The 18,675-nt window shown below is 67.4% G+C and carries 21 protein-coding genes; 8 read left to right on the forward strand and 13 right to left on the reverse strand.

Annotated features, from left to right (window positions below; translation table 11 throughout):
* Positions 1–10 precede the first annotated feature (10 nt).
* From A5655_RS17120 to A5655_RS17130, 3 genes are all read left to right on the forward strand, one after another.
* Positions 11–1,072 (forward strand): dihydrodipicolinate reductase, encoded by a 1,062-nt coding sequence (locus A5655_RS17120; protein ID WP_067011887.1) that lies wholly within the window; start codon positions 11–13, stop codon positions 1,070–1,072.
* A 69-nt stretch (positions 1,073–1,141) separates the two neighbouring features.
* Positions 1,142–2,134 (forward strand): LLM class flavin-dependent oxidoreductase, encoded by a 993-nt coding sequence (locus tag A5655_RS17125; protein WP_067011889.1) that lies wholly within the window; start codon positions 1,142–1,144, stop codon positions 2,132–2,134.
* Positions 2,131–3,327, forward strand: coding sequence for a cytochrome P450 (locus A5655_RS17130; RefSeq protein WP_067011891.1), 1,197 nt, complete (start codon positions 2,131–2,133; stop codon positions 3,325–3,327). Before A5655_RS17125 ends, A5655_RS17130 begins: the two co-directional genes overlap by 4 nt.
* Positions 3,328–3,334: 7 nt before the next feature.
* Here the strand turns inward: A5655_RS17130 and A5655_RS17135 are convergent, their stop codons facing one another.
* Entirely contained in the window at positions 3,335–4,120 is a 786-nt protein-coding gene (locus A5655_RS17135) for a spirocyclase AveC family protein (RefSeq protein WP_067011893.1), read from the reverse strand.
* Positions 4,121–4,294: 174 nt separating this feature from the next.
* Between A5655_RS17135 and A5655_RS17140 the strand changes: the two genes are divergently transcribed.
* A complete protein-coding gene (locus tag A5655_RS17140) occupies positions 4,295–4,933 on the forward strand; it encodes a TetR/AcrR family transcriptional regulator (RefSeq protein WP_231999185.1) in 639 nt (212 codons plus the stop codon).
* Between the two features lie 8 nt (positions 4,934–4,941).
* Positions 4,942–6,141 (forward strand): cytochrome P450, encoded by a 1,200-nt coding sequence (locus A5655_RS17145; protein WP_067011895.1) that lies wholly within the window; start codon positions 4,942–4,944, stop codon positions 6,139–6,141.
* 65 nt (positions 6,142–6,206) lie between these two features.
* On the opposite strand, the gene A5655_RS17150 is transcribed toward A5655_RS17145, so the two are convergent.
* The 6 genes from A5655_RS17150 to A5655_RS17175 are packed head-to-tail and all read right to left on the reverse strand — an operon-like array spanning position 6,207 to position 11,900.
* Positions 6,207–7,196 (reverse strand): alpha/beta fold hydrolase, encoded by a 990-nt coding sequence (locus A5655_RS17150; protein ID WP_067011896.1) that lies wholly within the window; start codon positions 7,194–7,196, stop codon positions 6,207–6,209.
* Positions 7,197–7,240: 44 nt separating this feature from the next.
* Complete coding sequence (locus A5655_RS17155) at positions 7,241–8,251, reverse strand: zinc-binding dehydrogenase (protein ID WP_067011899.1); 1,011 nt, start codon at positions 8,249–8,251, stop codon at positions 7,241–7,243.
* A 24-nt stretch (positions 8,252–8,275) separates the two neighbouring features.
* Positions 8,276–8,725, reverse strand: a complete 450-nt coding sequence (locus A5655_RS17160; protein WP_067011901.1) for a VOC family protein — start codon at positions 8,723–8,725, stop codon at positions 8,276–8,278.
* Entirely contained in the window at positions 8,722–9,906 is a 1,185-nt protein-coding gene (locus tag A5655_RS17165; RefSeq protein WP_067011903.1) for a sulfotransferase, read from the reverse strand. The genes A5655_RS17160 and A5655_RS17165 overlap by 4 nt, the downstream gene beginning before the upstream one ends.
* Positions 9,907–9,909: 3 nt before the next feature.
* Positions 9,910–10,659, reverse strand: coding sequence for an SDR family NAD(P)-dependent oxidoreductase (locus tag A5655_RS17170; RefSeq protein ID WP_067011905.1), 750 nt, complete (start codon positions 10,657–10,659; stop codon positions 9,910–9,912).
* Complete coding sequence (locus tag A5655_RS17175) at positions 10,656–11,900, reverse strand: alkyl sulfatase dimerization domain-containing protein (RefSeq protein WP_067011907.1); 1,245 nt, start codon at positions 11,898–11,900, stop codon at positions 10,656–10,658. Before A5655_RS17175 ends, A5655_RS17170 begins: the two co-directional genes overlap by 4 nt.
* A 42-nt stretch (positions 11,901–11,942) precedes the next feature.
* Between A5655_RS17175 and A5655_RS17180 the strand changes: the two genes are divergently transcribed.
* Positions 11,943–12,713, forward strand: a complete 771-nt coding sequence (locus A5655_RS17180; protein ID WP_067011908.1) for an SDR family NAD(P)-dependent oxidoreductase — start codon at positions 11,943–11,945, stop codon at positions 12,711–12,713.
* Positions 12,713–13,336 carry a TetR/AcrR family transcriptional regulator gene (locus A5655_RS17185; protein ID WP_067011910.1) on the forward strand — a complete coding sequence of 208 codons (624 nt, stop codon included), beginning with the start codon at positions 12,713–12,715 and terminating at the stop codon, positions 13,334–13,336. The genes A5655_RS17180 and A5655_RS17185 overlap by 1 nt, the downstream gene beginning before the upstream one ends.
* A 43-nt stretch (positions 13,337–13,379) precedes the next feature.
* Here the strand turns inward: A5655_RS17185 and A5655_RS17190 are convergent, their stop codons facing one another.
* From A5655_RS17190 to A5655_RS17215, 6 genes are all read right to left on the reverse strand, one after another.
* On the reverse strand, positions 13,380–13,880 hold the full coding sequence (locus A5655_RS17190; protein WP_067011912.1) for a lipoprotein LpqH: 501 nt from the start codon (positions 13,878–13,880) through the stop codon (positions 13,380–13,382).
* A gap of 99 nt (positions 13,881–13,979) precedes the next feature.
* Positions 13,980–14,708 (reverse strand): hypothetical protein, encoded by a 729-nt coding sequence (locus A5655_RS17195; protein WP_067011913.1) that lies wholly within the window; start codon positions 14,706–14,708, stop codon positions 13,980–13,982.
* On the reverse strand, positions 14,705–15,037 hold the full coding sequence (locus tag A5655_RS17200) for a hypothetical protein (protein WP_067011915.1): 333 nt from the start codon (positions 15,035–15,037) through the stop codon (positions 14,705–14,707). The genes A5655_RS17195 and A5655_RS17200 overlap by 4 nt, the downstream gene beginning before the upstream one ends.
* Before the next feature lie 15 nt (positions 15,038–15,052).
* On the reverse strand, positions 15,053–15,916 hold the full coding sequence (locus tag A5655_RS17205; RefSeq protein WP_067011916.1) for an LLM class F420-dependent oxidoreductase: 864 nt from the start codon (positions 15,914–15,916) through the stop codon (positions 15,053–15,055).
* Positions 15,913–16,695, reverse strand: coding sequence for an SDR family NAD(P)-dependent oxidoreductase (locus A5655_RS17210; RefSeq protein WP_067011918.1), 783 nt, complete (start codon positions 16,693–16,695; stop codon positions 15,913–15,915). The genes A5655_RS17205 and A5655_RS17210 overlap by 4 nt, the downstream gene beginning before the upstream one ends.
* Complete coding sequence (locus A5655_RS17215; protein WP_067011920.1) at positions 16,692–17,498, reverse strand: alpha/beta hydrolase; 807 nt, start codon at positions 17,496–17,498, stop codon at positions 16,692–16,694. The genes A5655_RS17210 and A5655_RS17215 overlap by 4 nt, the downstream gene beginning before the upstream one ends.
* 225 nt (positions 17,499–17,723) lie before the next feature.
* Here A5655_RS17215 and A5655_RS17220 point away from each other — a divergent pair, with 225 nt between their 5' ends.
* Positions 17,724–18,674 carry a 5'-methylthioadenosine/S-adenosylhomocysteine nucleosidase gene (locus tag A5655_RS17220; RefSeq protein ID WP_231999186.1) on the forward strand — a complete coding sequence of 317 codons (951 nt, stop codon included), beginning with the start codon at positions 17,724–17,726 and terminating at the stop codon, positions 18,672–18,674.
* Position 18,675: the final 1 nt, after the last annotated feature.

Here is an 18,675-nt window from a genome sequence, read left to right on the forward strand (position 1 = left end):
GAGAGTGCTCATGCGCATCGTCGTGTGGTCCACCGGGGGAGTCGGCAAGATCGCGGTCGACGCGATCAACCGCCGACCGGACCTGGAACTCATTGGTGTATGGGTGCATTCGCCCGACAAGGTCGGCAGGGATGCCGGCGAGCTGGCCGGCGTCGGGCCGCTGGGGGTGACGGCCTCCGACGATGCCGACGCGTTGATCGCCCTGGCACCCCACGCCGTGGTCTACGCCGCGAGCGGTCCCGAACGCGACGGCGCCGCGGTGCCCGACTACCTACGCCTCCTGGAGGCGGGCATCAACGTCGTGTCGACGTCGTCGACGAGCCTGGTGTACCCGCCGTCGTACTTCGCCCCGGACTGGCGCGACCAGCTCGAGGCCGCGGCCAAGTCCGGCGGTGCTTCGCTGTACGTCTCGGGCATCTTTCCGGGTTTCGCCTCCGATCAGCTGGCGTTGCTGATGACGACGCAGTCGAAGAGCATCCGCACCATCACCGCGAGCGAGGTCGCGCTGAACGACCACTACCCGGTGGCCGACGTGATGATGGAAGGCTTGGGCTTCGGCCGCCCACTGGATTTCGAGCCCATGCTCAAGACACCCGGCTTCATCGAAATGGCTTGGAAGGCACCGATATGCCTGATCGCCGGCGGCCTCGGTGTCGAGGTGGACGAGGTGCGGGGTTCGTTCGAGCGGGAACTCACCGATCGCGACATCGAGGTGGCGTTCGGCACCGTCAAGGCGGGCACCTGCGGCGCGGTGCGCACCCGGGCCGCGGGGGTGGTGCGCGGCCGCGAGGCCATCGTGATCGAGCACGTCATCCGGATGGCCCGCGACGTCGCCCCGGACTGGCCCGCTTCGGATTGCGACGCGACCTACCGGGTCGACATCGAGGGCGACCCGGATGTCCACTGCGTGTTGACCCTCGGCGCGGCGGAGGGCCACGGCGCGGGTCGTGCGGCCATGACCGCCACGGCCATGCGGGTGGTCAACGCGATCCCGTACGTAGTGGACGCGCCGCCGGGGCTGATCAGCTCGTTGGACATCCCGACGACTTTGCCGCGGCACGTCTTTGACTAGGCGTTGACGCAGCTCTCGGCAGGCACGTACCGTACGCGATACAAATATTAGGTTGTCTAGGAGTTGCTTGTGTTCACACTGCGCTTCGACATGCGTGCCCCGTCGTGGGGGGCGCCGCCAGCAGCGCTGTACGGCGCCGTGCCCGAGATGTGCGCGTGGGCCGAGGATCATGGCGGTCTTGCCGCCGTGCTGTGTGAGCACCACGGGTCCGAGGACGGCTACCTGCCGTCGCCGATGATCCTGGCGCCGGCCATTGCGGCGCGCACACAACGGCTGGCGATGAACCTGATCCTGATTCTGCCGTTCTACGATCCGGTCCGGCTGGCCGAGGACATGGCGGTCCTCGACATCGTCAGCGGCGGGCGGGCGACCTACACCCTGGCGCTTGGATACCGGCCCGAGGAGTTCGAGCACTTCGGCTTGGACATCAGGAAGCGCGGGCGGCTCGCCGACGAAAAGCTCGGGCTGTTGCGCCGGTTGCTCGCCGGGGAATCCGTTGACGACAACGGGCGTCGCATCACGGTGACACCCACGCCGCTGAGTGTGGGCGGCCCGTCGATGATGTGGGGAGGTGGAACGCTGGCGGCGGCGCGCCGCGCCGGCAGGTACGGGCTGGGCATGCTCGGCAACGCCAACGAACCCGGCATCCAGGAGGCCTACGAGCAGGCCTGCCGCGAACACGGCCACACGCCCGGGCCGACGATGTTTCCCGGCCGCGACACCCCCTCGGTCGTTTTCGTCGCCGACGACGTGGACCGGGCGTGGAAAGAGCTCGGCGAGCACCTGTTGCACGACGTGCGAACCTATGCCGCGTGGAATCCCGGGGACGAGACGACGGCCGGCTTCTCGCACGTCCAGACCGTCGACGAACTGCGCGACAAGCAGGGATCGCACGTCATTATCTCTGTGCCGGAAGCGATTTCGCGAGTCCGGGCCGGGCAGATACTCAACCTTTCGCCGCTGTGCGGCGGGCTGCCGCCCGAAGTCGCGTGGCCCTATCTCAAGCGCGTGGGGGAGGTCGTCCTGCCGGAGGCGCTGTCGGAGACAAAGGCGCCGCTATGACCGGAGCGGGCACCGCCGAGGTCTACTACGACCCCTTCGATTTCGACATCGATGACGATCCGTACCCGATCTGGAAGAGGCTGCGCGACGAGGCGCCGCTGTACCACAACGACAAGTACGGCTTCTACGCGCTGAGCCGCTACGAGGACGTCTCCCGCGAGCTGATGAACTTCGACACCTACCGGTCGGGCCGCGGCACCACGATCGAGATCATCAAGAGCGGCCTGGCGGTTCCGCCCGGAATCATCCTCTTCGAGGATCCACCGATTCACGATCTGCATCGCCGTTTGCTCTCAAAGGTTTTCACGCCCCGCCGGATGGAGTCGATCGAACCGCTGACCCGTGCGTTCTGCGCACGCGCGCTCGACCCGCTGGTGGGGACGGGCCGGTTCGACTTCATCGAGAACCTCGGCGCGATGGTCCCGATGCGCACGATCGGCTACCTGCTGGGCATCCCCGAAGACAGTCAGGAAGCGATCCGCGACAAGGGCGGCCGCCAGCTCACCCTGAAAGACGCCACGTTCCGGCCCGCCACGAAAGAATTCTTCGAGCGAAGTTACGAGATGTTCGCCGACTACATCGATTGGCGGGTCGACCACCCGTCGGACGACCTGATGACCCAGCTGCTCAACGCCCAGGTCGAGGACGACGGCGGGGCCCGGCGGCTGACGCGGGTCGAGGTGTTGCAGTACACCAGCATGATCGCCGGCGCGGGCAACGAGACCACGACGCGGCTGATCGGATTCCTGGGCCAACTCCTCGCCGAGCACCCCGACCAGCGGCGGCAAATCGTCGCCGACCCATCGCTAATCCCCATGGCCATCGAGGAGACCCTGCGCTACGAAGCGCCCTCGCCGGTGCAGGCGCGTTACGTCGCCCGCGACGTCGAATGCCACGGCACGACGGTTGCCGAGGGCTCGATCATGTTGCTGCTCAACGGATCCGCCAACCGGGACGAACGCAGGTACCCGGACGCCGACAAATTCGACATCCATCGCGGCGACACCCACCTCAGCTTCGGCCACGGGCTGCACTTCTGCATGGGATCGGCCTTGGCGCGGATGCAGGCGCGGGTCGCGCTCGAGGAGGTCATCAAGCGCTGGCCGGATTGGGAAGTCGACTACGCCAACGCCGGCAAGGCCCACACGACCAGCGTGCGGGGATGGGCGAAGCTGCCGGTGTTCACCGGCTAGGTCGCGGCTACTTGGGTTGGTTCGGCACGCCCGGGAACAACTCGCCCGTCGGCCCCGCGGTCACCCAGCCGCCCAGCTTCGTCGCGAGGTGCGGCGCGAAAACCGCGCCATAGAGCAGGTTTCCGATGACGACGACGGCGGCTATCGACAGCGCCGACGATTGCAGACGGGTCTTTGTCCTGTTATCGGCCCACATCTCGATGACGTTGCGTCCCTGCGCGTCGGTCCGTCCGAGCAGGTACGTGAAGACCATCATCTGGATGCCCATCGCGACGGAGTCGTAAAGCGGGTACTGGTGAATGGTCCCTTCGCGTATCGCAAGCCCGGGGATCACGAGGCCGTAGTAGAAGACGCCCAATTTGGCGCCGAGGAACCCGTTGAACAGCAGCGCCCAGCAGAAGCCGACGACGAGCCCGACCACGAGAAGGGTGGGTGGCCTGCGCCACTGAAACTTTGCGCTCAGCCATCGCCCCAGCCCCGCGCCGACGATCGCGGGCAGCACGAAGTACGACATGTAGCCGATGGGCACGGACGACGGAAGGCCGCCCCATGTCATGTTCAACGGCCACCACGACGGCATCCGGGGCAGGGCGGGCGGGAACTGGGCGTACATCGCCCAGTCGTACGGTGCCTCGATCCAGGAGAACGAGATCGCCGAGACGCACAGCAGCAGGAGGGGGTGGGTGCGCCGCCGGCGGATGCTCAGGTAGACACCGACGACGAAAAACGCGATGCCCGTGACGTAGGCAAAGCCCATTGAGGCCTTCAGCAAGGGCGTCATCCCGGCGCTCATCGATCGCCGTCGCGTCCGGGGGAGCGGCGCGCTTCGGGGTCGAAGCGCAGCACCAGGCCGAAGATCAGGACGATCAACCCGAACAGCGTGCCGAGCATGATGACTGCGCCCACGTCCGCGCCCCTTCCGGTAACGGGTTCGAACCTCAAGATAGTGCATGCTATCTTAAAAGTCGTGCCCCAGCGACCCGCAGTCACCGCGGCGACGCGCCGCCCCCGCGGCGCGCCGCGCAAACTGCTGCTCGACGCCGCCCGAGACCTCTTCGCGCGCCAGGACTACCGCGGCACCACCACGCGCGAAATCGCCCAGGCCGCAGGCGTAACCGAACATCTGCTGTTTCGGCACTTCGGCTCGAAGGCGGCGCTGTTCCGCGAGGCCCTCGTCTCGCCCTTCACCAGCTTCGTCGACGAATTCGGCCGCACGTGGCAGTCCGTCGTGCCCGAGGAGACCAAGGAGGAGGAGCTGGCGGGCCATTTCGTCGGGCAGCTCTACGACGTGTTCGTGGAACACCAGGGTCTGCTTTTGACCCTGATGGCATCGGAGGCGCTCAGCGACGAGGAAAAGGCCGACGCCGGCATCGACGACGTCCGGCGGGCCATCACCGTGCTCGGCCAGATCAGCGCCGAGGGCATGCACCTGCGCGGGTTGCGGTCGGATCACCCCGACCTGCCGGCGCATTCGACGGTGGCGATGATCGCCGGCATGGCCGCGCTGCGTTCGACCTATTTCGGAAGCAAGCAGCCGCCGAGGGAAGTGATCGTCGAGGAGCTCGTCCAGGCGATCCTGCACGGCTTCCTGCACCGAAACGATTGAGAGGCCAGATGTTACGTTCAGCCGAGCTGTACTACGACCCATACGACGTCGCCATCGACGACGACCCGTACCCGGTGTGGAAGCGCATGCGCGAAGAGGCGCCGTTGTATTACAACGAGAAGTACAACTTCTACGCGCTGAGCCGGTACGAGGACGTGGCACGCGAGCTGCCGAACTGGGAGACCTATCGATCCGGCCGGGGGACAACTGCCGACATCCTGTTCAACAACATCGAAGTGCCGCCGGGCATCCTGCTGTTCGAGGATCCGCCGCTGCACGACCTGCATCGCCGCCTGCTGTCCCGGGTGTTCACGCCGCGCCGCATGCTGGCCGTCGAGTCCATGGTGCGCGGATTCTGTGTCCGCGAACTCGACCCGCTGATCGGCGCCGGCGGTTTCGACTTCATCGCGGACCTCGGGGCGATGATGCCGATGCGGACCATCGGCTATCTGCTGGGCATCCCCGAGCAGGACCAGGCGAACATCCGAGATCGCAACGGCGCCTTCATCGAAATGGCCGAGGGGCGCAAGCCCGGTGAGGTCAACCCGAATCTGTTCGCGGACACCATCGCGATGTTCGCCGAGTACATCGAATGGCGCGCCGGGCATCCATCCGACGACCTGATGACCGACCTGCTGCGCGCGGAGATCGACGAGCCCGACGGCACGCGGCGCCCCCTGTCGCGGACGGAGGTGCTGGCCTACACGGCCATGATCGCCGGCGCCGGCAACGAAACCACGGCTCGATTAATCGGTTTCATGGGTCAGCTGCTGTCGGATCACCCGGACCAGCGGTGCGAACTCGCGGCCGATCCGTCGCTGATCCCCGGCGCGGTCGAGGAAACGCTGCGCTACGAGCCGCCGTCGCCGGTGCAGGCGCGCTACGTTGCCCGCGATGCCGAGCACTACGGCCGCGCGGTGCCGGAGGGGTCGTTCATGTTGCTGCTCAACGGTTCCGCCAACCGCGACGAACGCCATTTCCCCGATCCGGACCGCTTCGACATCCACCGCCAGGGCGGGCACCTCAGCTTCGGGCAGGGCCTGCACTTCTGCCTCGGCTCGGCGCTGGCCCGGATGGAGGCCCGGGTGGCCTTCGAGGAGGTCCTCAAACGCTGGCCCGACTGGGAGGTCGACTACGCCAACGCCGAACGCGCCCACACCGCCAGCGTGCGCGGGTGGGCGCGCCTGCCCGTCGTCACCGAGGGGTAGCGCTCGAGCGCCGCGCTAGCGTCACGCTCGAGCCCGAGCGCCACGCTAGCGCGGCTTTCGAGACTCTAGGAGGCGCTTTCGTCGACCAGCACGGCGCCGCCGGGCTGATTCCCGAGCGTCTGGAGCGGGATGTCGCCGCCCTGTGCGGTGAGGCGAACGATCTGGGCCAGCTGATCGGGGGCGTCGCACTGCAGGTAGTGGTCGGCGCTCGGCAGCACCCAGTAGCGGTTGCGGCCGGGCTTGCTCTTCAGGTACGTCTGCCAGACGTAGTTGGGAACCCGTAGGGGCGAGACGTTGTCGTGGATGCCCCACACCACGGTGGTGTCGACCGGGCTCTTGGAAAGCGCCTCCAGCCAACCGGTTTCACCCGCCGAGCGCTCGTTGAGGTATTGAATCGTGTCCGGCAGCACGCGGATCCCGTCGTTGTGGGCGAAACACCTCGCCAGCGCGGCGATCTCCGGATCTCCCAGCGTCCGCCGGGGCATGAAGGTGCTGACGCCCAGGCCGGCCGCGAGCATCTCCGGCGTGGTCGCGGCCGCGGTGTCTCGCCCGGTCGCGGGGTCGAGCAAGGCAGTCTGGAACACGGTGAGGTTCGAGAGCGGCAGATAGATGTTGGCGTTCGTCATGATGAGGTCGACGGGCACGGCGGGCGGGTCCTGGGCCGCCAGCATCTCCAGCGCGATCATGCCGACGCTACTGCCGCGATCGTGCGTGAGCATGCGGAATTCGGTCAGCTTCCACACCTGGGTGATCGCGTAGACGAGCAGGCGCGCGTCGTCGAACAGCGAATAGACGTGCGGCGCCGGCGGCTTCTCGGACAACCCGTAGCCGGGAAAGTCCAGCGTGAACATGTCGAAGTCGGAAGCCAGTTCGCCGGCCAGGGCGAAATAGTCGATGCTCGACGTCGGAAAGCCGTGCACCAGCACCAGCGCGGGCGCCCCGGGCGTGCCGCACCGGCGGCTGAACACCGTGAGTTCCTGCCCGTCGTTGGCCGCCGTCGTCGACCGCCACCGCAGCTCGGTCCCGCCTTTTTGCCACTCCGCGAAGATGTCCAAGCTGCCAGCATCGCAGAGGTGGTCGCGGTTGGACAACCGCCACGCTAGGGGAACGTGACGACGACCTTGTCCGCGGCGCCGGGCGTGTGGGCAAGTTCGAGCGCCTCGCCGACATTGTCAAACGGAATGGTGTGGCTGACGATCAGCGCATACTTCTCCCAATTCGCGACGAGATCCTTGGTCACCTCGAAGATCTCGTCGGGATAGCCCATGCTTCCGAGGATGGTGATCTCGTTGCTCATCACGTTGACGAACTCGACGGGAACCGGCTCCTTGTGCACGCCGACGATGGCGAGGGTGGCGCCCTTCTTGGCGGCCGTCAGCGCGGTGTTGACGACGGCGGGTGCGCCCGCGGCGTCGAGGTAGATGTCGGTGCCCGCCTTTCCGGGAAACATGCTTTCACCCGCACCATGCAGCTCGATGAGTCGCTGCACGACATTCTCCTCGGCGGAGTTGATGACGGCGTCGGCACCGATTTGCAGCGCTTTGTCCAGCCGGGTGGGAATCAGGTCCGCGACCACAACGTGGCTTACGCCAAGGGATTTGAAGGCCAGCGTCGCACCCAGCCCGACCGGGCCGGCGCCGAACACGAGGACCTTGTCCGACGGCTTGGGTTTGCAGCGGTTGGCGCCGTGGCGCGCGACGGCCATCGGCTCGTTGAGCGCGGCGACCTCCCACGGAATGTGGTTGGGGATGACCTCCAAACTGGTTCCGCGGACGGCGTTCTCGATCAGCAGGTACTCGGAGAGCGCCCCGCTGGCCCCGCCGTTGCCGATGATGCCGCTCGGGGCGGCCATGGGGTTGACGACGACGTGGTCCCCGACCGCGACGCCGGACACGTCACCGCCGACCTCGGTGACTTCCCCGGCCGGCTCGTGCCCGAGCGGCATGTGCCCCTGGCGCGGAGGGACACCGCCGATCGTGATGTAAAACGCGTCGGAACCGCAGATGCCGCACGCGCGCATTCGGACCAGTACGTCGCGCGGGCCGACGCGCGGGCGGTCCGCGTCCACCACCTCGGCCGTGCCGGGGCCCGTCACCATTGAAACCTTCACCGCTCGACTCCTTGCCGTAATGACCTAGGCCGCCATCGATTTCAGGAATCCCGGCCAGTCGGGAAACAGCGCCCGGTCGACGATCTCGATGCGCACCCCGCCGGGGTCGGTGTAGTACGCGAACGTCGTCAGCGCGTCACCGCTGGGCCGCGCCTCCAGCCGGTACCCGGTCCGTTCCAGCTCCGCCGCGGCCGCTGCGAGATCGTCGACCCAGTAGCCGAGGTGATGGGCGGCGCCGCCGGGCGGCGCGGCCCAGATCGTCCCCGGCACTTCCTGAATCAGTTCCAGGTGCGGCGCGTCCACCGAGTAGACGAACCGGAAGGGCACCTCGACGTCACCGTCGGCCGTCCTGACGCTCAGCATGGCCTCGACGGGCTTCGTCCACCGGTAGCCCATCACCGCGGTCAGGCGTTCCGCTGCGGCGGCCATGTCGTCGACCACGAGCCCGGTGTGGTAGCAGTCCGCCGGGTTCATGGCGTGCCCTCCAGCTCGATGTCGAAGGTGTCGAGGTACTCGGCGAAAATCGGCTCGAGCTGCGCAACGGTCAGATCGTATTGACCGAGGTTGTAGCTGTTGAGGGCAAACCGATCCTGGGGATGCGCGGCCAGCCAATTCCGCATGCGCGCTTCGGTTTCGGCGGTCAGCGGGTCGCCTGCCCAGTCGTAGATGCGACGCATCACGTCCATCGGGTCGCGCATCATCTCGTGGTAGTACATGTGAAAGAAGCGGTCGTCGCCGATGCGTTCACGGGTCCGCAGCGGCCGCTCGACGTGGTAGCGCATCTGCCACATCGCGTTGCGCCCCATCGCTTCCAGGTCGATCGCCTCGGGATGCTGTGTCATTCCCTTGGGCAGCTTCCACAGGTTGCACAGCGACCCCGTCGCTTTGTACGGGTCGCGATGGGCCCAAATGAGCCGGGCGTCGGGGAAAACCTTCAGCAGCGTCTCGATGTGCACCGAATGCGACGGCATCTTCAGGCTCCACGTGCCCGGGGCGGCGGACTGCAGCACCTGCAGATACCGCTTCTGATACTCGTAGGTGCTGGTCATGTCCGCCTCGTCGAACAGCCATTCGGCGTAGCGCGCGGTCGACAGGAACGAGTCCCAGGACAGGCCTTTGAAGTCCTGGTTATGGATGAACATGTCCTCGGTCGGGCCGTCGGCGTCTTCCCAGTGCGGCAGCGGCACTTTCGCCTGCTTGACCATTTCCAGGATCTTGCGCTGCTCCTCCAGCAGCGCCAGGCACCGCGGGTCGGTGCGCAGCGTCGCGGTGGGGGCCGGCGGTACCGGGTCGACGCACTGCCAGTGCAGCAGCGACCGGCGGGCGGGGTCCTGGTCCAGCAGGTAGCTGATGACCGTGGTTCCGGTGCGGGGCATGCCGAGGATGATCAGTGGCCGCTCGACCGGCGTGTCCAGCACCTCGGGATGGGCCTGGATGTAGGCGTGCACTTGTAGGCGCCGACCCAGCGCGTCGGTGGCATCGGTGAGGATGCGGTCGCGGCCGAACGGTGTGAACGCCGGCGAGTTGTTGACCTCGTCGATGATGAGCTGCAATCCCGCACGCCACGAATCGGATTCGGCCTCGGTGAGGCCGGTGCGCTGCGCGGCCAGCTTGAGGACGTCGTCCGCGGTCGTAACGTTGTCGTAGTCGCCCATCGCTCACACCGTCAGGTATCCGCCGTCGACAGCGATGGTGCTGCCGGTGATGTACGACGCGGCGTCGGTGCACAGGAACAACGCGGCGCCGGCGCAATCCTGGGGCGTTCCGGGTCTGCCCAGCGGTGTGTGGAAGCCGATCTCGACGTCCATCACTTGGGGGATGGCCATGGCCGGATGCGTCATCCGCGTGTCGATCAGCCCGGGCGCGATGGCGTTGACGCGGATTCCGTCGTCGGCCCAGCGGCGGGAGAGGTTCATCGTCAAAGCGATCAGGCCCATCTTCGACGAGGCGTAGCCGGGAACGAAGACGGCCGAACGGAACGCCGACATCGACACGACGTTGACGACGCTGGCGCCGCCGGGGGCGTTGCTCGACTTCAGGCGGTCATGGCAGCGCATGGTCAGCCGCATGGGGCCGAACATGTTCTGCGCCACCGACGCAACGTAGCCGTCCGGGTCGTACTCGTCGCCTGCCGGGTAGGGGCCGCCCGCGTTGTTGACCAGAATGTCCAAGTCGCCCAGAGCGTCCACCAGTTCGTCGACGGAGCCGGGGTCTTGGATCAGGCACCGCTGGTAGGCGAACGCGCCCAGGTCCGTCTCCGGATAGTCGGCTGCCGACGCGCGGGTGCCGGTCACTGTGACGGCGGCGCCCGCCGTGGCGAACGCGGCGGCGATAGCGTTGCCGATGCCGCTGGTGCCGCCGGTCACCAGCACGTTGGCGCCGGTGAAATCAAAGCTGACAGAGTTCATTCGGGCGTCCTCAGTTCCTTGATTGACTTGGTGAGCCAGGCTTTTTCCCAGAAGTTTTCGGTGTCGCCCAGAAGCGCTTCGTGCGCGTCGGCGGCGACCGCGCGCGCCGCCGCATGGACGGGCTCGACGGCCAGGACCAGGTCGGTCAGATGCAAGGCCTGCACGGGCCGCCCGGCGGTCACATGAGCGCGGGCCGCATCCACCAGCGCGCCGGCGCCGGCGGCACGGACGACGTCGGCCGCAACGGAATCCGGTGCGACACCGTAGAGCTCGGTGGTGGAGCGATGCCGGAACCAACCGGTGTACATCTCCCAGATGGCGCGCACGTTCCAGGCGGTCTTGCCGTAGCCCTCGCCGATGTCGAGCGCCTCGGGCACCTTGACGTCGCGCATCGCTGTATAGAGGTCGGCGCCGGAATTCATCAGTGCGACGGTGCGGTCGTGCACGGCCTGCATGGCGTCACGCATCGCGGTGACTTCCTCGGCGATGCGCTCGGCGCCCTCGATGGGGTCGAAGTGGCCGGTAATCAGCCGCTCCGGTCCGTATGCCAGCACGGTGTTCAGCGATTCGATGTAGAGGATCGGGTCGCGGTAGCGGTCGCCGCGGATCGTCATCAAGTTCGGCACATGGCCGAACAGCGGGCCGAACAGATTGCCACTGAACAGGATTCGATCCTCGGGTAGCCATACCACGATCGCGTCCGTGGTCTCGCCGCCCGGCGTCCAGGCCAGCTCGAATGCGCGCCCGCCGACCGTCAGCACGTGGCGGCGGTCGAAGGTCGTGGTGGGCTCGGGAAACGAGAAGTCGATCGTCGCCGGGTCGATGGTCTTGAAATGCTCGAGCACGGCGTCGGAGAACTTCTGGAAGGCGAACGACGTCTTGGGCACGCGATAGCCCATCAGGCGTTCGTTGTCGTCGCGCCAGTAGCGGTAGTTGCGGTGCATGACGACGTGGGTCTCATCGTCGCGCAGCGAGTTCACCCCACCCCAATGATCCGCGTGGCCCTGGGTGATGACGATCGCCCGGGTCGGGCCGGCGACGGCCGCAAAAGCCTTGCGGTGCAACGGGCCTTCGAAGACCAGCCCGGTGTTGACGATGACGCGTCCGTCGTTGGTGGCCACCGCATAGGCGTTGGAGACGCCGGGCGACATCCAGATGCCGTCGCCCAGCGATATCGCGGGGGTGTCGCTCGCCGCGGCCAGCTCGCCCGCTCCGGGACGCTCCCGGTGAATCCCAGCCATGGCTTGCGATCCTCTATAGTTCTAGAGGTAAAGTCAATACCCATGGGACTGCGGGGTCTGACCGACAAGGTTGCGGTCGTCGTCGGCGGCGCCACCGGCATCGGCGCGGCGACGGCGGCACGGCTCGGCGAGGAAGGCTGCCGCGTGGTCATCGGTGACGTCGCCGCCGACGCCGCGCGGCAGACGGCCGGCCGCATCGTCGACGCCGGTGGGACGGCGGCGGCCGTCGGGTTCGACCTGGCGGATCCCGACTCGGTCGCCGAACTGATGCGCGCCGCCGCCACCACCTACGACGGCGTCGACCTGCTGTTCAACGTCGGCGCGGACATGGGCACGATCCGCTTCGATACGGACGTGGTGGACATCGACTTCGACGTCTGGGATCGGGTGATGGCGGTGAACCTGCGCGGCTACGTGGCCGCCATGAAATACGCGATCCCGAGCATGCTGGGCCGGGGAGGCGGTGCGATCGTCAACATGTCATCGGCGGCGGCGTTCCAGGGCGAGCCCGCGCGACCGGCCTATGCCACCGCGAAGGCCGGGATCGGCGCGCTCACCCGGCATGTCGCGTCGCGCTGGGGGAAGGAGGGCATCCGGTGTAACGCGGTCGCGCCCGGGTTCACCGCGACCGAGGCCATCCGGTCCGCGCCGCAGTGGCCGGACCTGCAGGCGGGCGCGCTGAAACGCATCCGCGGAACCCGCGTCGGCGATCCCGGCGACGTCGCGTCGCTGGTGGCCTTTCTGCTCTCCGACGAGGGCGACTGGATCAACGGACAGGTCATCAACATCGACGGCGGCACCGTCCTCCGCTGATGGCCGGCAGCACACCCCGCAGACGCGACGGCGACCAACGCCGGCGCGAACTGTGCGACGCGGCGATCCGGGTGCTGGCCGAGCACGGATCGCGCGGGCTGACACACGGGCAGGTGGACCGCTACGCCCAGGTCCCCGACGGCACGACGTCGTACTACTACCGCACCCGGGAGGCCCTGCTGCGGGGCGTCGGCAAGCGCGTCGCCGAAATCGATGTCACCAACCTGAAATCGGTGATCGACCGGCCGCTTGATCCGGACTCGCCGTTCGCCCACCTCGCCGAGCTCACGATGATGCAGGCCGACGGGCCCGGGTTGATGCTGAACAGGGCCCGGCACGAACTGCTGTTGGGCGCCGCCCGCGATCCCGACCTGGCCGCGATGTCGCAGTCCTTCGTCGGCCGGATCATCGCCATGTCGCACGACGCCATCGCCCACCTGCAGCCGGACACCAGCGACCCCGAATTGCTCGCCGCCCAGACGACCGCGGTCACCACCTTCATCGGAGGCGTTTTCGCCCGCCTGGTCGCGGGCGACCGCACCATCAACGACGCCGGACAACTCGCGCGGCTGCTGCAGGCGATCGTGACCGCGGTGGCCGAGCAGCACGATGCGGTTCGATAATTCACAGGCGTCGCAAGAAGTTTGGGCGGTTTCGAAGCATCGCTCAGGGACAGGTCACGTGGATCCCGAATGTCACCTGGTGCACGTCGCCCTGATTCGGCGACACCCCCTGGCCCGTCCCGGTCACCGTGTAACTCTTGCCGTCCTTGGTGGCCTGCACCTGGGTCGCGGACTGCGGCGCCTGATAGGGCAGCTGATACTCGCCGGCTCCCGCCTTGAGCGACAGGGAGAAACCGTCGACACTGGGCGGTTTTTCGTCCGACAGCGCCAGCGACACCGACGCCGAATCGTCGCGAACGGTGATGCGGGTGGTCAGGTCCCCGGACTCCGCCGGCGTCGCACTGGGTTGCGCCGCCGTCGCGGTGCACTCGACCTTGTTCATGATCGTGTGCTTGTTGCCGCCCACCATGACGGTCGTGCTCGGCGGGGCCGCGCTGGTGCTTGTGCCAGCGGACGGCTGGCCGCCCTTGCTCGAGCAGGCCGGCAGGGTGGCCGCCACGGCGATCACGCCGAGCACGGCGAGAACAAGTCGCGAACTGGTCATCTCACGTCCTTTGCTAGAGCTCAGAAGGACTATAGAGGCCGTTCGTTGCGGCGAGGTCTCATCCCTCTTGCGACCCGCCTAACGGCGGATCCGCGCAGTTCACGGCCACGCTTCCCAGCTGACCATCGTTCGTAACGGTCCCGCGAACACGGGCCGCACCGCGCCCGACCGCCACCGTTCCTCGACGAGCGGGGCCAGCGCGCCGGTGGTGGCGAGCGGGTCGGCGTCGAGGTAGACGACCGTGACGTATTGGTGGTCGGTCAGCCAGCCCGGCGGCAGGTGGCTCCACCCGGTGCTGGAACCGAAAGTCCACGCCCCGGCGGTGCCCGGCGTGGCGAGCAGCGCCGGATGGTGCTCGGCGTGCAGCCACTGCAACCACGCGTCGGGGCGGCCTTCGGTGGGTTCTTCCACGATCAGCACGATTCCGCGGTGCGGGCGAAACGGCACCACCTCGGGGGAGACGAGGGCGTGCGGTGCGGCCTCCCACTGCAGCAGCCGCAGCCCGGCCACTAGCAGCGACGGCCGCGTGACCGGAAAGCGCCCGTTCTCCCGCAGGGAGCGGCCGAGCGCGACGAAGTCGTCGAAGGTTTGTTCAACGGGGTCACCGATCAGGTAGTGCACCACGTTGCCGAGCTGGGCCAGTTGCCCGTCGGCGGCCAAGCGGTGATCGGGGTACGCGCCGTCGGCGATCCAGCGCAGCCCGTGGATGATGCCCGGCAATTGGTATTGCTCGGGCATGTGATCCAGCAGGTGCCAGCGCAGATAGCTGCCGTCGTCGGGCGGTGCGGCGGCGGTGAGGCTGAAAAAGCCCGCCTTGACGCGGTTCATGTGCCCGGGCCGATGACGAAGCAGCTGCCGGTGCTGCTGGTGAGCAATAGCTCTTGAACCGCGGACTTGTCGATGGTCGCGAATTCGAAACGGTGCACCTGTTGCCCGGCGTCGATGTTGGCGACTTGAGACTCGGTGGTGCCGTCCGTCTTGCGGACCAGGGCCGTGATCTTGTCCGGCTTCGAAAGACTTTGCGGCTCATGGAAATACCACACTTCGATGCCGGCGCCCGAGCCCTGCCGGCCGTCGGAGTAGTAACACCCCGGGTTGCCCTCGGCGTCGGGCGGCGGTGGCGGGCAGATGGATAGCACTCGGATCGCCTTCGACATGGAAGCCCTTTCTGATTAAGACGGTTGCAGTTCCGCGAGCGCCGCCAGGTTCTCCAGGTAATGCCGCAGCGAGGTGTGTTTGAAGATCGCGCTGACGATGGTGGCGCCGTGCGCGGCGAGCTCGCCGAGCGCGTCGCGGGTGCGTTCCGGCTCGTTGATCGGATCCAGCGCTGCCGGCGGGGGCAGCACGACCTCGAATCCGGGTGGAAGGTCGAAGCGGCCCAACCATTCTCGGACCTGGGGCAGGCTGACGTTGAAGGGGGCCCAGCCGTCGGCGAGGGTCGCGGCGCGGCGCAGCGATCGCAGCGTGCGCCCACCGATCCAGATGGGCACGCGTTCCTGGACGGCGCAGGGATCGACGACCATCCCGCCGAACGAATAGAACTCGCCGTGGTAGGCGGGTTCGGGCACCGACAGCGAGGCGCGCAGCGCCCGCAGGGCGTCGTCACCGCGCGGCCCGCGGTCGTCGAAGGGGGCGCCGATGAGCTCGAACTCCTCCTTCAGGCTGCCCACCCCGACTCCGAGGATGAGCCGCCCGTTGCTGACCTTGTCCAGGGTGCCGTAGCGCTTGGCGATTTCGAGCGGGTGGTGATACCCGAGGACCAGGACGTGGGTAGCCAACCGGATCCGACGGGTGCGCGCGGCAAGGTAGCCCAGCGTGGCCAGCGGATCCCAGTAGCGGGCGCCGCGGCGGTCGCGCTCGGCGGCGGGCAGCGCGATGTGCTCGCTACAGGTCAGGTGGTGATAGCCGAGCCGGTCCGCGGCTTCGGCGATCTGGGCGAGGTCTTCGATGGAGGCGTCTCGGGTCCACTCGCTGCTACCCGGCAGCATGGTCACCACGGGGGTGGCCACCGATAGTTTGACCGCGGCGGCGCTCATCCCTGCATGTACCCGCCGGCGTCGACGGGGATGGATTGCCCGGTGATGGTTCGGCTCTCGTCGCTGGCCAGGAACAATGCCAGGTTGGCAACGTCCTCGGGCGAGGAAATGTCTTGCAACGCCACGTCTTTGAGCGACCTGGCGCGCTGGGTCTCAAAGTCGACCCCTTGCTCGTCGGCGGTGCGTTGCACCCACTTACGAAACAGCTCGGTGTCGATGGCGCCGGGCACGATGCAGTTGCACCGGATGCCGTACGGGCCGACCTCTAGCGCAACGGCTTTGGTGAACGCACGCAGCGACGCCTTGGCGGCGACGTAGTGTGTCTTGCGCACCATGCCGGCGTAGCTGGCCGTCGACGAGAAGTTCAGGATGACCCCGCGGCGGCGTTGCAGCATCGACCGGTTGAGCACCTCGCGGGTGCACAGCATGGCCGCGGTGACGTCGATGCCGAAGGTGGCGTTCCAGTTGTCCAGCGTCTGCTCCCAGATCCAGCGGTCCTGGCCGGGCGTGGCGGCGTTGTTGCACAGGATGTCCACCTGGCCGAACTCGTCGACGGCGCGCGTCACCATGGCCGCGACGTCGTCCTCGTCGGTGACGTCGGCGCGCATCGCGATGGCGCCCGGGCCCGCCGCGTCCGCGGCTTCGCGCACCAGCTCTTCGCGCCGCGCGGCCAGCAGCACACGGGCGCCCTCCGCGACGAACAGCGAGCCCATCACCGGTCCCAGACCGCTGCTGGCGCCGGTGATGATCGCGACCTTGCCCTCAAGCCGTCCGGTCATTTCGGCGACCCCGTCGGACAACGGGTTTCGAGCCAGGCGTGAATCCGCTCGGCCACGTCGGCCCAGCCGGGCTCCAGCATCATGTCGTGTGCCATCCCGGGAATGAACTCCGCCTCGGTGTTGTATGCGCGCGCGGTCGCGCGCACTTCCCGGGCCGAGAAAAGGATGTCGTTTTCGGCGCCCAGGACCATCACCGGAGCCTTGACGAGGGAGGGCTTCGGCAGATCGAGCCACAACATGCCGAGCACATGCCCGCCCACGTACTCCTCGTCGAGCCCGGCGGCATAGCGCGCCACGTCGGCGAGGGGAGTTGAGTCGGAAAAGAAGCTTTCCCGGGCCAATTCGGGTGTGCGGCCCATGCTTCCCTTCGACTTGGTGATAGCCAGGTGCCGCGCGGTGAGCCACGGGTGCAGCTGGAACCTGCGCAGCAGGAATCCGGCGATCCCGCTGGGCGGCACGGAGGCGAGCAGGACGGCGGCCGGCGCGTCGTGCGACTCGAGGTACTTCTGCACCACGAAGCCGCCCATGGAGTGCCCGATCACGACCGGTCGTTCGGGCAGGCCGTCGGCGACCGAGGCGACGTCGTCGACGAAATCCACCATCGAACAGAACTGCATGCGTTTGGGCGCGGGGCTCTTGCCGTGGCCGCGCAGGCTCACCGCCACCGACCGGTAGCCCTTCGACGCGAAGAAGTCCAGGAAATGCTCGTCCCAGCACCAGGCGCCGTGCCAGGCGCCGTGGACGAATAACAACGGCGTTTTGTGCGAACTTCGGCTCGGCCCCTTGTCGATCACTTCAAGCACGCCGTTGAGACTAGCGGCAATAACGACACGAAATCGCTAAACAAAAAGAACGATAACGAATATTCAGTCGCGTCCCCGATGCGCGAAAATCAAGCCACCACATTATTCACGTCGATAAGGCAGCGAGTCTCGGGCATTCATGACCGACAAAAGACCAGGGGGATCGTGCTCAAGCCTTTTCGCGTCGCCGCCATGGTGGCGCTCGCCTTGTCGGTGGGCGCCGGCGTGGCCGCCGCCGAGCCAGCGGGCGCGCCGGACGTGACGACGGATTCCTGCGAACAGCGCACGCTGGTGCTGTCGGCCTTCCCGGCCGAAGCCGATGCCGTTCTGTCCCTCACCGCGCTCGACCCCCACCCGGTGGTGCGGGCCGACCGTCGGCGCTTCTACCTGGGAACGATCGGCGGCAAGAAGGTGATCGTGGCGATGACGGGCATCGGCCTGGTGAACGCGACCGAGACCGCCCAGACCGCGTTCGCGCGCTTCACTTGCGCGTCATCGGTTTCCGTTGGCGCAGTGGTGTTCTCGGGCGTCGCCGGGGGTGGCGCGCGCCTCAACATCGGGGATGTGGCGGTACCGGCGCGCTGGAGCTTGGACCAGGGCGCGACCTTTCACCCGGTCGACCCCGGCATGCTGGCCGCGGCACAGGCGCTGAGTGTCAACCTGGAAAGCGTTAATTACCTTGGCAATCCGATCTGCCTGTGCAAGAACGCTCCCCGCGTCAGGCTGATCGACCTGAAGCGCCAGCCCCGGCTGCTGGTCGGCGGCGACGGCTCCAGCTCCGACAACAACAACGGCCAGGCGTTCCCGTGCGTGCCGAACGGCGGCGACGTGTTCGGATGCCAACCCTGCAGCGCGCCCGATCGCTCGCTCTTCTACACCGGCAACTTCTTTCATGCGGCGGGGCCGTGGCTACGAAACTCTTTGATCAGCAACCTCAACGTCGCGTCGACGGCCAATCCGGCCTTCGATGCGACGGACAACGAGACGGCCGCGGTGCAGGCGGTCGCCGACGCGCATGGGACGCCGTTCCTGGGGATCCGCGGCATCTCGGACGGAGCCGGCGACCCGTTGCGGCTGCCGGGCTTCCCGTTCGAGTTTTTCTTCTACAAGCAGATCGCGGCGGAAAACGCCGCACGGGTGACCGCGACCTTCCTGCAGAGCTGGGCGGGCATCTGAG

Origin of the sequence: Mycobacterium sp. 1081908.1, from assembly GCF_001673535.1 — a bacterium.
GTDB lineage: Bacteria > Actinomycetota > Actinomycetes > Mycobacteriales > Mycobacteriaceae > Mycobacterium.

Coding starts and splice junctions, on each gene's coding strand:
- A5655_RS17195 (WP_067011913.1), bottom strand. CDS start 14,708: ATGAACCGCGTCAAGGCGGGCTTTTTCAGCCTCACCGCCGCCGCACCG.
- A5655_RS17190 (WP_067011912.1), bottom strand. CDS start 13,880: ATGACCAGTTCGCGACTTGTTCTCGCCGTGCTCGGCGTGATCGCCGTG.
- A5655_RS17145 (WP_067011895.1), top strand. CDS start 4,942: ATGTTACGTTCAGCCGAGCTGTACTACGACCCATACGACGTCGCCATC.
- A5655_RS17130 (WP_067011891.1), top strand. CDS start 2,131: ATGACCGGAGCGGGCACCGCCGAGGTCTACTACGACCCCTTCGATTTC.
- A5655_RS17180 (WP_067011908.1), top strand. CDS start 11,943: ATGGGACTGCGGGGTCTGACCGACAAGGTTGCGGTCGTCGTCGGCGGC.
- A5655_RS17165 (WP_067011903.1), bottom strand. CDS start 9,906: ATGGGCGACTACGACAACGTTACGACCGCGGACGACGTCCTCAAGCTG.
- A5655_RS17120 (WP_067011887.1), top strand. CDS start 11: ATGCGCATCGTCGTGTGGTCCACCGGGGGAGTCGGCAAGATCGCGGTC.
- A5655_RS17185 (WP_067011910.1), top strand. CDS start 12,713: ATGGCCGGCAGCACACCCCGCAGACGCGACGGCGACCAACGCCGGCGC.
- A5655_RS17160 (WP_067011901.1), bottom strand. CDS start 8,725: ATGAACCCGGCGGACTGCTACCACACCGGGCTCGTGGTCGACGACATG.
- A5655_RS17205 (WP_067011916.1), bottom strand. CDS start 15,916: ATGAGCGCCGCCGCGGTCAAACTATCGGTGGCCACCCCCGTGGTGACC.
- A5655_RS17200 (WP_067011915.1), bottom strand. CDS start 15,037: ATGTCGAAGGCGATCCGAGTGCTATCCATCTGCCCGCCACCGCCGCCC.
- A5655_RS17170 (WP_067011905.1), bottom strand. CDS start 10,659: ATGAACTCTGTCAGCTTTGATTTCACCGGCGCCAACGTGCTGGTGACC.
- A5655_RS17135 (WP_067011893.1), bottom strand. CDS start 4,120: ATGAGCGCCGGGATGACGCCCTTGCTGAAGGCCTCAATGGGCTTTGCC.
- A5655_RS17210 (WP_067011918.1), bottom strand. CDS start 16,695: ATGACCGGACGGCTTGAGGGCAAGGTCGCGATCATCACCGGCGCCAGC.
- A5655_RS17175 (WP_067011907.1), bottom strand. CDS start 11,900: ATGGCTGGGATTCACCGGGAGCGTCCCGGAGCGGGCGAGCTGGCCGCG.